The organism is Natrinema sp. LN54, assembly GCF_052439245.1.
GTDB classification, from domain to species: Archaea; Halobacteriota; Halobacteria; order Halobacteriales; family Natrialbaceae; genus Natrinema; species Natrinema versiforme_A.
The window spans coordinates 207759-220846 of sequence record NZ_JBQVRP010000006.1 but is presented as its reverse complement, the minus strand read 5'-3'; the positions used below and the strand labels follow the sequence as shown (position 1 = coordinate 220846).

The window sequence follows — 13088 nt, the reverse complement described above, 5'->3', positions numbered from 1 at the left end:
CCGAAGGCTGAGCGAGCGGGCCGACGACCGATGTGAGTGAGGACTGAAGGGACGAACGAACGGAAGGAGGAGTGCTTTTGATCGAAACTGAGCGGAGCGAAGCTCCGCGATGTCCAAAAGAGCGCTTCGCGCTCTTTTGAGGATTTTGCCGAGGGACGTTGCGCTGTGCGGCGAAGCCGCCAGCGCAACAGACCGCAGCGTAAAATTTCGTTGGTCCTAGTTCAAGATCGACTGTGCGACGGTCGCGAGCTGGCCGTTGTCGGCCTCGTTGAGCCGGTCGTCGCCGATCTTGAGGCGCAGGCGTGGCCGGCCGACATCGATCGGGACCTTCTCGGTGTCGATCAGGCCCATGTCCTCGAGTTTGGTCTTCGTCCGGCTGAAGGTGGCTTTCGAGGCGATTCCCACGTCCTCGCCCCACTTGCTGATGTCGTAGAGCAGGGCCTCGTTCTTGGCGGCCACGAGCAGCGAGATCGTGACCTCGTCGAGGCCGTCGCCGTCGCCGCGAGCGGTCTCGAGGGAGTTGAGGATGGCGGTGAAATCCTCCTCGGCGGCGGGACTGATCTCGTCGGCGAGCGTTTCGCGAACGTCCGTGATCGGCGGCGTGCGCAGGTTGAAATCGGCGGCGTCCGCCCAGCGGTCGGCGTAGGTGTCGTAGGTGTCTGCGACGAAGCTCTCGTCGTCCGTGATGAGCCCGCCGACGCGGTCGCCGGCGTGGACGATGGCGACGACGCGGTCCTCGCTGACGACCAGCGAGTTTTCGGGTGCCTCCTCGAGCGTTCGCAGGGAGAGTGCGCCCTCGCTGATGAGGTCCGCTGCGTTCGAGGCGACGATGAAGTCGTCCATGACGTCTTTCAGCGTCCGTTCGTCGGCGAGCATGTGGACCGACGGCAGCTCGCCGTCGAACCCGGTCGCGACCGAAACGAACTCTTCGATGGCGTCTCGAGACGGGTTGACCATGTAGATGTCGCCGCTCGCATCCTCGAGAACGGACTCGAGAATATCGTCAATCTGGTGGTTGAGTAAATTCGAGGTCATGCCTATACAGAAGTAATCGAGAGCACTCCACTTAATTTTGGTGGCCATTTGCACACCAGAACTTGTCCTCTGGGGCCTGTACCGGTAATTTTTGTCCCATAACCCGTTAGTTCGCCGATGAAATACAGATATCACTTATATGCCTCGGACGGCACGGATCTCCGGATGTTGGTCGCACGCAAACCGCCGGATGACGGTCGTATAGCTATCAACAATAACTATATACAAGGAGTATAGTACGGTACTGTATGGCTGTCCAACACGAACGGCTGTGGTGGATCGTTCACGAGTTGGTCGACCGAACAGGAAACCGGGCGAGAACCGGTCGATTGCCCCGACAGTTCGCGATGCGAGCGAAGCGAGTCAGTACGTACGGCGGGCCGTAGCCACAGTTAGCGATCGAACCGCTTACTCAGTTCCTCCGACCAGTAGATATCGCCGTCGTAGATCACTGATGCCTCCGTCTCCCCGAGCATGGTCGCGAGTTCCGACTCCGTCAGCGTGAAACTCGATTCGTTGCCACAGAGGTAGGCGAACTCGTTGGTCTCGGTGTGGGGGAAGTAGTACGAACCGGTCGCCCGCGTCGAGTAACAGTCGAGGGTCAGCGAGTAGCGCCGGTCGCCGTCGCTCTCGAGTTCCTCGAGCGTCGCGGTCGTCGGGAGCTGGTGTTCGCCCTGCGTGAGCGAGTGTGTGCCGTCCCCGACGACGGCGTAGTCTTTGCCCATCATGATTCGCCTGCGTGCGAGCCCCATCGCGCGTTCGATGCTGAAGCCGTGGACCAGTAGTTTGGCGAACGTCGAGCCGACCTTGATCGCGTGGTCGTTCAGCACTTTGGTGACCGTAACGGCACCGGCGACGCTTCCTTTCTCGATCAGTTCCAACCCTTCGTAGAAGGAGCCACAGGCGTTGAGGAAGAAGGTCTCGACGTTACAGCGGCCGAGACTCGAGGTCGCGAGCGTCCCGTCGGGACAGCACAGCCCGTCGGTCTCGCAGTGGCCGATGTAATGGACGAAGTCGTGGTCGTCTTCGAAGACCCGGGCGAGTTCGGCCGTTTCGAGCGACTCCGCGACGGTGACATCTATCGCCAGCTCCTCGGAGCGCTGGCGGTAGATCTCGGCGACATCCTCGTGTTCGCCGGCCATCTCCGGATCGTTCAGGACGACACAGATCGAGGTCGAATCGCTCGTCCGCTCGAGGAACTCGAGGCGGTTGTGGTAGGCCTCGGGGGCGGATTTGAAGACGTCGATCGGGACGCCGTCGGCGAGCCAGCCGTGGGTTCGGCCGCTCCGGAGGTCGGGTTTGACGATGTCGACCGAGGCGACCCGGCCGGTGCTGGCTCTGCTCGTTGCGCTGGCTTCGTCCGCTCCGCTGGCTCCCGGCTCCGCGCCCCGATAGAAGTCCTCGAGCGAGCGCTCGACCAGCTCCCGCCCCTCGAGTTCGGAGGTTCGGGGCGTGTAGATCATGCTCAGGCGGTCGAGCAGGAACGGCAGCGTTTCGACGCTGTCGTAGGTCGGCGCGACGTACGTCGAGAGGTGCCAGTCGGGGAGGCGGTGTTCGATCGCCGCGTAGGAGACCTCGAGATAGGTCGCGAGTCGCTCCTGCGGGGTGGCGTGGTAGAGCGCCTCGGCGTCGAGGTCCAGTGCCTCGAGCAGGCTGCCTTCCGAGAGGGTCGTCCCGTAGGGGCCGGCGTTCCGGACGAGACAGTCGAGGAAGAACACCTTCCGGAGGAGTCGCTCGACGTCGCGTTCCAGGTCGGGCATCGGCGAGAGTTCCTCTTCGACCGCATGATCGCGGAGTCGAAGTCGCGGCCGGTCGCGCGTCGAACCGATTCGGTTACCGAGGACCTCGTCGGTCGTTCGCACGGTCGCCTGCAGGTAGTACGCCAGCGGCGCGGTCACGAACAGCGACTCGTAGTCCGGCGGAACGACCAGTTCGATCCCGTGATCGGCGGTATCGGCTCGGATACAGTCGGATATCTCGAGTTCGTCGCCGTGCTCGATCAGCGACGGGTGGCCCCGGAGCGTGGGGTAGGACCGGTCCGGCCCGTCCGTTTTGTGCGAGGCGGCCATGTGTGTGAGGGCCTCGGCGATCGCCGACGGAGAGTCGGGGACGGTGATCGACCCGGCGGGGAACTCGTGGCGACAGCGGACGCCGAGGGTGACCCGAGTTCGGTCCGGAAAGGAGACGACGATCGATTCGTAGTCGTCGGTCTTTTCGATCGTCGCCCGCCCGTCGAAGCTGAGATAGGACTTGATCTCCGTGTCGATATCGATCACGTACTCGCCGGGCGACAGCGCAAGCGGCTCCCCGCTGGGGTCGAGTTCGTACTGCTCCTCGAGGTCGCGGGAGAACGCGTAGACGACCGCGTGCGGGAACCGGAGTTCGCTCGCCGTCAGGACGACCGTGTCGTCGACCGGCCGCGGGATGTCGACACCGGAGCCCTCGACGACGAGTTCGTCACCGCCGACCGGTAGCTCGGCGGTGTCCGCATCGGTGACGTGGAGGGTGTCGCCGTCTACCGCCCACTCTATCATTCAGTTGGCTGAATGTCACTCTGGTAAGTTAGTTGTATCGGGGTGTGCTGGTGTGTCAAACACGGGCCGCGACCGGCCGGTTCGGTCGCCGCGCTGATCGGCGATAGTGGCTCGACTTGCCGGGGAAGGGTACACTTATGCAGCCGCCAGACCCCACTTCGACTATGAACCACGATCAGGTTCGGGACGTCGATCCCGCCGTCGCCGACGCCCTCGAGGGCGAGGTAGACCGCCAGCGAGAGACGTTACAGATGATCGCCAGCGAGAACCACGTCAGCGAGGCCGTCATCGACGCGCAGGGCAGCGCCCTGACGAACAAGTACGCCGAGGGCTATCCCGGCGAGCGCTACTACGGCGGCTGTCAGTACGCCGACGAGGTCGAGGAACTCGCGATCGAGCGGGCGAAAGAGCTGTTCGGTGCCGAGCACGTCAACGTCCAGCCCCACTCGGGCACGCAGGCCAACCAGTCGGTCTACTTCGCGATGCTCGAGCCCGGCGACAAGATCCTGTCGCTGGACCTGAACCACGGCGGCCACCTCAGCCACGGTCACCCGGCGAACTTCACGGGCCAGCTCTACGAGGTCGAGCAGTACGAGGTCGACCCCGAGACGGGCTACATCGACTACGACGACCTCGCCGACCACGCCGCCGAGTTCGACCCGGACATCATCGTCTCGGGCTACTCCGCGTACCCGCGCGAGATCGAGTGGGAGCGCATTCAGGACGCCGCCGACGACGTCGACGCGCTCCACCTCGCGGACATCGCCCACATAACCGGACTCGTCGCCGCGGGCGTCCACCCGTCGCCCGTCGGCATCGCCGACTTCGTCACCGGTTCGACCCACAAGACCATCCGCTCGGGCCGGGGCGGCATCGTCATGACGAGCGAGGAGTACGCCGACGACATCGACGCCGCCGTCTTCCCCGGCGGACAGGGCGGCCCGCTCATGCACAACGTCGCCGGCAAGGCCGTCGGCTTCAAGGAAGCCCTCGAGCCAGCCTTCGAGGAGTACGCCGAGCAGACCGTCGCGAACGCGAAAGCCCTCGGCGAGAGCCTCTCCGAGAACGGCTTCTCGCTGGTCTCGGACGGCACCGACAACCACCTCGTGCTCGTCGATCTGCGGGATAGCCACCCCGACACCTCCGGCGGCGACGCCGAGGAAGCACTCGAGGACGCCGGCATCGTCCTCAACGGGAACACGGTCCCCGGCGAGACGCGCTCGCCGTTCAATCCCAGTGGTATCCGCGCCGGAACGCCGGCGCTGACCACGCGCGGCTTCGACGAGGACGACTGCCGCGAGGTGGGCGACCTGATCGCTCGCGTCGTCGACGCTCCCGAGGACGAGACCGTCATCGAGGAGGTCCGCGAGGAAGTCGCGACGCTGTGCGACGAAAACCCGCTGTACGAGTAAGATAGCGGCGGTTGGCCCGGTTACGATTCGATACTTCTTAGCCGACTATAATTATTGCGAGTACGCCGAGAGCGATCGCCGCGGCCAGCGTGATCGCCACGGTGAGACCGACCCCGACGACCGGTGAGAGCGAGCGCACCGATTCGCGCGTCGTCGATCTCGAGGCCATAGGTAGCCCCTCGAACCCCGAGGGGAAGAACGTACGCTTCGACTCAGTCCTCGAGTCGCTCGCTGACCGCTCGCAACGGCGCCTGTCACTCGCCGGCACGCGGCTTTTCCGCGGCCTGACCGTACCGCGGCCAATGTCTACACGTCCGACCGGAACGGTTCTGGACGACGATCGGTTGCTCGCGCTCCGGGAGACCGACGAGACGGCGGCCTCGGAGCTGGCGGTCGTGGTGACGCCGGTCGCCGACCACATGGGTGCCGCGAGCGGCGACCACATCGATTGGGACGTCGACGACTACGAGGACGTTCCCATGCTCGTCTGCAGCGGGATCGAAGAGGCGGCCACCGCCGACGCGCCGTATCCGCGGCAACTCCGCGAGGAAGGGGGCGAAATCGTGGCCCCCGTCCCCGATCCGCTGGTCCGAGCCGACCCGCCCGAAGGGCTCGGGCTCGACCTCGAGAGCTACGATACCGATGACCCGCTGCTGTTCGACGCCATCACGACCGGCGAGACGATCGGTCTCGTCCCGGTTCGGTTCGACAACGGGGAGACCTACCGCGCCGACCCGCTGCCGGGCGTCGCGGACGACAGCGACCCCGTCGCGGAGGAGGTCATCGCACACGAGGACCGCGGCGATCCGACGCCGCGGCCCGAGACCATGAGCGCGCCGATCGACGCCGACGCGTTCGAGGCGGCGCTCGCAGCGGCCGACCGCGACGCCCCGGCGACCGACGTGATCGGGATTCTCGAGGCGATCGAGCGCTTCGACCTCGTCGGCACGGGCGACCACGTCGCCGGCGTCCCGCCGCTGTCGGCCGACGAGCGGGCCGTCTGCCTGCTCGAGGACGATGTCTGGACGGCACGACTCGGACCCGAACTCGAGGCCGAGAGCGTCGACGTGGACCCGGACGCGCTGGCGGTCGCTCGAGCGGTCCACGAGCGACAGGCCCGCGAGCTGATCGACGCGGCCGGAACGACCGAGTACGAGGGTTTGGCCGACGAGTACGCGCCGATAGTAACCGACGCGCGTGACACGACCGAGTGGGACGTGGCCGAACCGGGCATGAATCGGTAGCGCTCCGCGTGTGCCTCGAGCGCCGGTAGATCGACCGTCTCGGTCGCCGGTCCGCCGCCGTACGGGCGCGTGTCGTGTTCTTCCGCATAACGTATCCTTTTCAGAGGGATTGTAGTTACCAATTCACATGGTCGACAAGACAGCCACCGAGATGTATCGATCCAGAACCGACGCGCTGACGACCGACCTCGGCGAGGGACAGCCGATCGTCTTCGCACACGGGACGCTGATGGACCGGACGATGTTCGCGCCGCAACTCGAGGCCTTGCAGGACGAGTACCGGGCCATCGCCTACGACCTGCGGGCGCGGACGGACCGGTACGCGCCGGGCTACGACCTGTGGGACCTCACCGACGACTGCGCGGCGTTGCTCGACGGCCTCGGCGAGGACAGCGCCGTCATCGCCGGCATGTCGATGGGCGGCTTCACGGCGCTCCGGTTCGCGCTCGCGTATCCGGACCGCGTCGACGGGCTCGTCCTGATCGACTCGATCGCGACCCCACATCCCGACGAGGAGCGCGCGGAGTACAGCGCACTGGTAGAGCCGTACGAGGACGCACTCGAGCCGCTGCCCCGCGAGATCGCGGCGGGGTCGACGGCCGAACTGTTCGGCGAGACGACACTCGAGGAGAACCGCGAACTCGTCGAGGCGTGGGTCGACCGCTGGGCGACCTACCCCGGGAAAGCCGTCTACCACGAACTCAATTCGTGGCTCGGCCGCGAGGACGTGACCGATCGACTTTCCGAAATCGACGTGCCGACCCTCATCGTCCACGGCGAGGAGGATTCGACGCTCCCGCCGTCGCGGGCCGAGCCGATGCTCGAGGAACTGCCCGACGCCGAGATGGAACTGATTCCCGAGGCCGGCCACACCTCGACGCTGGAGAACCCGGAGCCGGTAACCGACGCGATCAGGGCGTTCCTCGACGCGCGGTTCTGAGACGGGTTGTACACGGAAGTGTATATTCGGCCCGAGTTTGGGACCGTTCTGGGCACGAATCCGGGGATTAATGAGCCTCGCGGCCGCCAACTCAGGTAATGACCGAGATCATCGACGGCAACGCCGTCGCGAGCGAGATTCGGGACGATCTGACCGACGCGATCGAGACACTCGCCGACGCGGGTTCGCGGCCGGGGCTGGCGACCGTGCTCATGGGCGACGACCCCGCGAGCCAGACCTACGTGAACATGAAACAGCGCGACTGCGAGGAGGTCGGCATCGAGAGCCACCACGTCGACGTCGACGGCGATGCCCCGCCCGAGGAGCTGTTCGACACCATCGCCGATCTCAACGAGAACGACGACGTCCACGGCTACATCGTGCAGGCCCCGGTCCCGGACCACGTCGACTACCGCGACGTGATCCGCCGGGTCGACCCCGCGAAGGACGTCGACGGCTTCCATCCCGAGAACGTCGGCCGACTCGTCGCCGGCGACGCCCGCTTCCGTCCCTGTACCCCCCACGGCGTCCAGAAGCTCCTCGAGTCCGCCGATATCGACACCGAGGGCAAGGACGTGACCATCGTCGGCCGTTCGGACATCGTCGGCAAACCCCTCGCGAACCTGTTGATCCAGAAGGCCGACGACGGCAACGCGACCGTGACGGTCTGTCACTCCCGGACCGACGACCTCGCGGCGAAGACCCGGACCGCGGACATCGTCGTCGCCGCCGCCGGCGTCCCGGAACTCGTCGACGGCTCGATGCTCGAGGACGACACGGTCGTCATCGACGTGGGCGTCAACCGCGTCGACGCCGACACCGAGAAGGGGTACGAACTCGTCGGCGATGTCGAGTTCGAGAGTGCAAAGGAGAAAGCCAGCGCGATCACGCCCGTCCCCGGCGGCGTCGGACCGATGACGCGCGCGATGTTACTCTACAATACCGTCAAAGCCGCGAGCCTGCAGGAAGACATCGACGTTGAGCTTCCCTGACCTGTTTGACGGTCGATTCCCGATCGTTCGAGAGCGGCGGACCCATCACCGCTGATACCCGTGGCGAACACCGTGAACGAGCGCAGCGCAAACGGGAGACACAGAGGTGTCGTCCGAGGACCCGTCCCGGCGACTACTCGTCGAACCGGATCAGGTCGCGTTCCTCGAGTCGCATGAGGAAGTGTGCGAGCGTCTCGTCGACCGGTTCGACGCGGTCGGCATCATGTGCGTCGGCGACGATCGACGCGATCTCCGAGACCGTGTGGTCGCCGTCGCAATGCCACCAGACGGTCGTTCCGACCGGATCCAGCGTGAGTTCGCGTTCTCGGCTCGTTCCGAAGAGGTCGAACAGGAACCGATCGAGCCGGTTCCGCGGGGTTTTCGTACGGGTGATCGAGACGCGTGAGTCACCGTCGACGGTGGTCTCTTCCCAGTCGTCCACGGCGCGGCGCGGAACCGCGTTCGGCCCGTGTGTGCTCATTTTTCGGCCGTCTCGGGTGCATTTCGTAGGACACTGACGGTAAAGAGGCCGACGAGCGCGACGAGCGCCGCGACGCCGAGGATCGCCTGCGTCTCGCCGGCGAGTCCGAGCGGGTACGGCGCTCCTTCCGCGTTACCTCTGCCGGTGATATAGAGTGCGCCGATGACGATACCCATGATCGCCTCACCGGTGATCAACCCGGCCGCGACGATCCGGCCCCTCGAGGTCGTGTGCTCGGCGAGCGATCCGTCTTCGTCGTCTTTCCGCGCTATGTACCGGTCGATTCCGGCCCGGAGCAGGCCGCCGAGGAAGATCGGCGTTGCGAGCGTGATCGGCAGATAAATCCCGACCGCAAAGGGCAGGACGGGAACGTCCATGAGGATCAGGACGATCGCGAAGACGGCTCCGATGAGGATCATTCCCCACTGTGCGGTGCCCGTGAGAACGCCCTCGGAAATCAGTGCCATCATCCCGGCCTGCGGTGCCGGAATGGTGTCGCTGCCGATGCCGTAGGCCTGATGGAAGAAGTACAGGACCCAGCCAGCGAAGAGGGCCGACAGTGCGATTCCGATGATCTGTGCGAGCTGTTGCTTTCGGGGGGTCGCACCGAGGAGATAGCCGGTCTTGAGGTCCTGGGAGGTGTCGCCCGCGACTGCCGCGGCGATCGCCACCACCGACGCGGTCACCAGCACGACGACGGGATCGCTCACGCCAGTCGAGCGCAACGCCAGCGCTGCGATCAGGATCGTCGCCACGGCCATCCCGGAGACGGGATTCGAGGAACTGCCGACGACTCCGACGAGGTACGCCGAGACGGCAACGAAGAGGAACGCGGCGATCACGGCGATGAAGCCGCCCAGCAGGCCGACCTGGACCTGCGGGACCGCGACCAGCGCGAGTGCGATCAGGATCGCACCACCCACGACGACCTTCATCGGGAGGTCCCGCTGGGTTCGTTTGCGGTCCCCGGTCGCGGCCGCACCGGAGCCACGGACCTCCGCGGCCGCGGTTCCCAGCGCGTCGGCGATCGTCCCCCGCATCGAGAGGATCGCGTAGAAGCCGCCGACGATCATCGCCCCTGCACCCACGTAGCGGATGTACTCGTCCCAGACCGCGTCGGCCTGTGCCATCAGCGCTGCGTCGGCGGCCGACTCGGGAACGAATCCGCCCGTAATGAGCAGCGGAATCAGCATCATCCAGGCGATCAGCCCGCCGCCGAACACGTAGCCGGCGATTCGCGGACCGATGATGTAGCCGACGCCGATCAGGGCGGGCGTGAAGTCGCCGCCGATGGCGAACCCGTCGGTCTCTCCCGCCGAGAACGCCGTCTGAATCGTCGTCCGAAACGCGGCCATACCGTTGGCCAGCCACATGTAGAGGAAACTCACGAGGAAGCCAAAGGAGATGAGCTTCACGCCCTCGTCGCCGCGCGAACCGGCCTCGAGTACGTCGGCACACGCCGTCCCCTCAGGATAGGGGAGTTCCTCGTGTTTGTCGACGATGAGATAGCGCCGCATCGGGATCATGAACAGCACTCCGAGCAGGCCGCCCAGTACCGCGACCGCGGCGGTCCCGGCGATGTCGATGGGCTGGTCGAGGAACGTGACGCCGGCGATCGTGAAGATGACGCCGGCCGCCAGCGCCTCGCCGGCGGAGGTCATCGTCTGGACGATGTTGTTCTCGAGGATCGTGCCGCCGATTCCGACCCGGCGAAGCCCGTAGAAGACGCCCATGCTGATGACCGCGGCCGGGATGGACGCGCTGATCGTCATCCCCGAACGCATCCCGAGGTACATGTTCGCGGTCAGCATCACCACGTTGAGCGCGAGACCGATCAGGACCGCCTTGACGGTGAGCTCCGCGACGCTTCGTCCGGCGGGAACGTAGGGTGTCGGCCCGTCGCCCGCCGCTTGGTCACTACCGATACGACTGTCGCGCGGTTCCGTTCCTTCTTCCGATGGTCCGTGTGACATAGTCTGGTGCAGCGAACAGCCCGATCGGCTCCGTTCCGGAGAGACCGAACGCCGCGCCGACCGACGCGGTCGGTTCCGATCTCAGTGGGCGAGGGGTCGGCCAACCGGTCGGGTCGACCCGACGGTCGACGCTCGGGAGGAGCGAGTCCGGACGGGGTCCGCTCCGTTCGCTCGGTCGATAGCCGGTCCGCGTATAAATGTAACAAGATTCGGAACGATCGTGTCGTATCAGCGATCAGTTGCCACGCGGTCTCGGATTCGTCCGCTCCACCGGAGTCACCGTTCCGCGGATCAATCGCGGGGATCGCTGCGGTCGCGTCGACCGTGACCTGACGGAACCGTGTCCGCGACCTGCTATCGCCCCGGCGCTCCTCACTCGAGACTATCCAGTCGCTCTCGGGCCTGCGAGAACGCGACCTCGTCGCCGCGCAGGCCGTCGGCCAGATCGCGGGTCGCTCCGACGAGCCGTTCGGCGGTCCGCGGGTCGACGTCGCCGTCGAGCATCCGAATCCGCTTGACGTGCTCGCCGAGCGTCTCGAGCGCGGTCCGCTCGCTCGCGGTCAGATCGCGGTCCTCGGCCCACGTCCGGATATCGCGGCGGTACTCACGGACTGCATTCGCGTACGCGAGCCCGCGGGCTGCCCGCAAGGTCTGGGGAACTTCCTCGACGGGCGGGCGCTCGCCCTGATCGGCGTCCCGAAGCAAGGAGAGGAAGTACAGTTCCTCGCGGTCCTCAAGTCGGATCTCGCGGGCGACGATGTCGGCGACGTGGAGCAGTTCGGTCGCCGCGAGGTAGGTGTCGTCGAGTTCGCGGAGGGTGCCGGCGTTGACGAATCCGCGGCGGCGGACGTACTCGCGACAGCGGTCGCGGGCCCGCTCGGCGATGTCGTCGGTCGCTGCCTCGTCGATCGCGTTCCGAACGGGGGTGAGATCGAACGCGACCTGCAGGTCCGTGTGCTCGGTGCGTTCGTCGACGCCGACGCTGCGCAGACTGCCACAGGCCGGACAGCCGACGCTGCCGGTCTCGTAGTACGACCAACGGGTCCCACACGCCTTGCACTCGCGCTCACCCCGGATCTTCATGGGCGGGGGTACGGTCGGGACACCGAAAGTTTCACCGGACCCGCCGCGACGCGGTGTCCTGTCTTTGGGATTCGGCTGCGGGCTCGAGGGGCGAGTAGTCCGGGTAAGTCACCGGACACGGTATGAACGTCGGCCGAACAGTTCGGCCAGTGACACCGTCGACCTCTCGGAGAGTGTCGCTTTCCGTGTTATTTCCGTCTCGTTGATGGTGCGAAGGCGATGACGATCACCAGTTTCTGGGCGTCGTTCAATAGGTGATTAACGGACGGCAGGTGCAGGCCACATCGAAACCAGACGGAACGTCCTACCCAGATATATGTCCCGTAAGCGACTGAACCGACGGACGTTCGTGACCGCAGCAGGAACAGCAAGTGCGCTCGCGCTGGCCGGCTGTGCCGACAGCGGCCCCGGCGGCGATAACGAGACCGAAGACGAGGAAGGAACGGACAACGAGTCCGGAAACGAGACCGAAGACGAAACGGAATCCGGTGACGAGACGTATACCCTGACCGTCACGGTCGAAGACAGCGAGGGGTCGGTCGAAGGCGCGACCGTCACGCTCGAGCAAGCCGATTCGCTCGGCGGCGACTCGGGAATGAACGAGTCCGACAACGAATCGGACAACGAGTCGACGACCGGCGAGGCAGGGATGAACGAGTCCGACAACGAGTCGATGACCGACGACGAGGCGGGGATGAACGAGTCCGAAAACGAGTCGGATAACGAGTCGATGACCGACGACGAATCGGGGATGAACGAGTCCGAGAACGAGTCGGACAACGAGACCACGACCGGAACCGGTACCGGTCAGGAGTTCCCGATGGAAGACGAGACGGACGAGAACGGCGAAGTCGAGTTCGAAGAACTCGAGGACGGAGAATACACCGTCACCGCCGAAAACGAGGGTGAGGAAACCGAAGACGATGTCGAGATCGACGGCGACGACGAGGAAGTCACGCTGACGTTCGGCGACGACGGCGCGGGGAACGAGACCGACTCCGAGAGCGGTAACGAGACTGAGAGCGGCAACGAAAGCGAAGCCGACAACGAGAGCGAGTAATCGACCCGTCGCCCCGTCGTGTCGTGGTTCCGTAGTGGGTCGTATCCGCTCGAGATTGACTGTTGTGCGGCCTCCTTTTTCGGTATCGCAGATCCTGACCAGTTGCCGTCGAACGACTACTCGCGTCCTCGAGCAGAGCGGCGGATCTGCGGGTCAGATCCGCGTGGTCGGATCGGCGGATCGTCCCGTTGTGAGACCGACCGTTCGCGATCGTTCCACGGCGGAAACCGGGTCGTTCTCGAGTGAAACGGTGAGAGCAATGCCGCGAGCGAGCCGTCTGCGGTCTCGCTCGCCGATCGAACCGCCGCGTGACGACTTTTTTCCCCTCTCGGTC

The 13088-nt window shown here is 65.5% G+C and carries 11 protein-coding genes; 5 read left to right on the top strand and 6 right to left on the bottom strand.

Annotated elements, in window-relative coordinates:
- Positions 1-216: 216 nt before the first annotated feature.
- The gene (gene tbsP, locus ACT4ML_RS18175; protein WP_444722133.1) at positions 217-1035 is read right to left on the bottom strand and encodes a transcriptional regulator TbsP; all 819 of its coding nucleotides are present in this window, start codon (positions 1033-1035) and stop codon (positions 217-219) included.
- A gap of 392 nt (positions 1036-1427) precedes the next feature.
- The gene (locus tag ACT4ML_RS18170; protein WP_444722132.1) at positions 1428-3569 is read right to left on the bottom strand and encodes a hypothetical protein; all 2142 of its coding nucleotides are present in this window, start codon (positions 3567-3569) and stop codon (positions 1428-1430) included.
- Between the two features lie 164 nt (positions 3570-3733).
- Here ACT4ML_RS18170 and glyA point away from each other — a divergent pair, with 164 nt between their 5' ends.
- Positions 3734-4981: a serine hydroxymethyltransferase gene (gene glyA / locus ACT4ML_RS18165; RefSeq protein ID WP_444722131.1), complete on the top strand. Its 1248-nt coding sequence runs from the start codon at positions 3734-3736 to the stop codon at positions 4979-4981.
- Between the two features lie 37 nt (positions 4982-5018).
- Here the strand turns inward: glyA and ACT4ML_RS18160 are convergent, their stop codons facing one another.
- Complete coding sequence (locus ACT4ML_RS18160; protein WP_444722130.1) at positions 5019-5150, bottom strand: hypothetical protein; 132 nt, start codon at positions 5148-5150, stop codon at positions 5019-5021.
- Positions 5151-5283: 133 nt separating this feature from the next.
- Here ACT4ML_RS18160 and ACT4ML_RS18155 point away from each other — a divergent pair, with 133 nt between their 5' ends.
- From ACT4ML_RS18155 to ACT4ML_RS18145, 3 genes are all read left to right on the top strand, one after another.
- A complete protein-coding gene (locus ACT4ML_RS18155; RefSeq protein WP_444722129.1) occupies positions 5284-6225 on the top strand; it encodes a hypothetical protein in 942 nt (313 codons plus the stop codon).
- Positions 6226-6352: 127 nt separating this feature from the next.
- Positions 6353-7165 carry an alpha/beta fold hydrolase gene (locus tag ACT4ML_RS18150; RefSeq protein ID WP_444722128.1) on the top strand — a complete coding sequence of 271 codons (813 nt, stop codon included), beginning with the start codon at positions 6353-6355 and terminating at the stop codon, positions 7163-7165.
- Between the two features lie 98 nt (positions 7166-7263).
- The gene (locus ACT4ML_RS18145) at positions 7264-8157 is read left to right on the top strand and encodes a bifunctional methylenetetrahydrofolate dehydrogenase/methenyltetrahydrofolate cyclohydrolase (protein ID WP_444722127.1); all 894 of its coding nucleotides are present in this window, start codon (positions 7264-7266) and stop codon (positions 8155-8157) included.
- Positions 8158-8290: 133 nt separating this feature from the next.
- On the opposite strand, the gene ACT4ML_RS18140 is transcribed toward ACT4ML_RS18145, so the two are convergent.
- The 3 genes from ACT4ML_RS18140 to ACT4ML_RS18130 form a co-directional block, all read right to left on the bottom strand.
- Positions 8291-8638: a PqqD family protein gene (locus ACT4ML_RS18140; RefSeq protein WP_444722126.1), complete on the bottom strand. Its 348-nt coding sequence runs from the start codon at positions 8636-8638 to the stop codon at positions 8291-8293.
- The gene (locus tag ACT4ML_RS18135) at positions 8635-10611 is read right to left on the bottom strand and encodes an OPT family oligopeptide transporter (protein ID WP_444722125.1); all 1977 of its coding nucleotides are present in this window, start codon (positions 10609-10611) and stop codon (positions 8635-8637) included. Before ACT4ML_RS18135 ends, ACT4ML_RS18140 begins: the two co-directional genes overlap by 4 nt.
- 372 nt (positions 10612-10983) lie before the next feature.
- Complete coding sequence (locus ACT4ML_RS18130) at positions 10984-11694, bottom strand: DUF7117 family protein (protein WP_444722124.1); 711 nt, start codon at positions 11692-11694, stop codon at positions 10984-10986.
- A gap of 316 nt (positions 11695-12010) precedes the next feature.
- Here ACT4ML_RS18130 and ACT4ML_RS18125 point away from each other — a divergent pair, with 316 nt between their 5' ends.
- Positions 12011-12754, top strand: a complete 744-nt coding sequence (locus tag ACT4ML_RS18125; protein WP_444722123.1) for a hypothetical protein — start codon at positions 12011-12013, stop codon at positions 12752-12754.
- Positions 12755-13088 lie beyond the last annotated feature (334 nt).

Coding starts and splice junctions, on each gene's coding strand:
- ACT4ML_RS18130 (WP_444722124.1), bottom strand. CDS start 11,694: ATGAAGATCCGGGGTGAGCGCGAGTGCAAGGCGTGTGGGACCCGTTGG.
- ACT4ML_RS18155 (WP_444722129.1), top strand. CDS start 5,284: ATGTCTACACGTCCGACCGGAACGGTTCTGGACGACGATCGGTTGCTC.
- ACT4ML_RS18170 (WP_444722132.1), bottom strand. CDS start 3,569: ATGATAGAGTGGGCGGTAGACGGCGACACCCTCCACGTCACCGATGCG.
- ACT4ML_RS18150 (WP_444722128.1), top strand. CDS start 6,353: ATGGTCGACAAGACAGCCACCGAGATGTATCGATCCAGAACCGACGCG.
- ACT4ML_RS18140 (WP_444722126.1), bottom strand. CDS start 8,638: ATGAGCACACACGGGCCGAACGCGGTTCCGCGCCGCGCCGTGGACGAC.
- ACT4ML_RS18125 (WP_444722123.1), top strand. CDS start 12,011: ATGTCCCGTAAGCGACTGAACCGACGGACGTTCGTGACCGCAGCAGGA.
- ACT4ML_RS18145 (WP_444722127.1), top strand. CDS start 7,264: ATGACCGAGATCATCGACGGCAACGCCGTCGCGAGCGAGATTCGGGAC.
- ACT4ML_RS18135 (WP_444722125.1), bottom strand. CDS start 10,611: ATGTCACACGGACCATCGGAAGAAGGAACGGAACCGCGCGACAGTCGT.
- tbsP (WP_444722133.1), bottom strand. CDS start 1,035: ATGACCTCGAATTTACTCAACCACCAGATTGACGATATTCTCGAGTCC.
- glyA (WP_444722131.1), top strand. CDS start 3,734: ATGAACCACGATCAGGTTCGGGACGTCGATCCCGCCGTCGCCGACGCC.
- ACT4ML_RS18160 (WP_444722130.1), bottom strand. CDS start 5,150: ATGGCCTCGAGATCGACGACGCGCGAATCGGTGCGCTCGCTCTCACCG.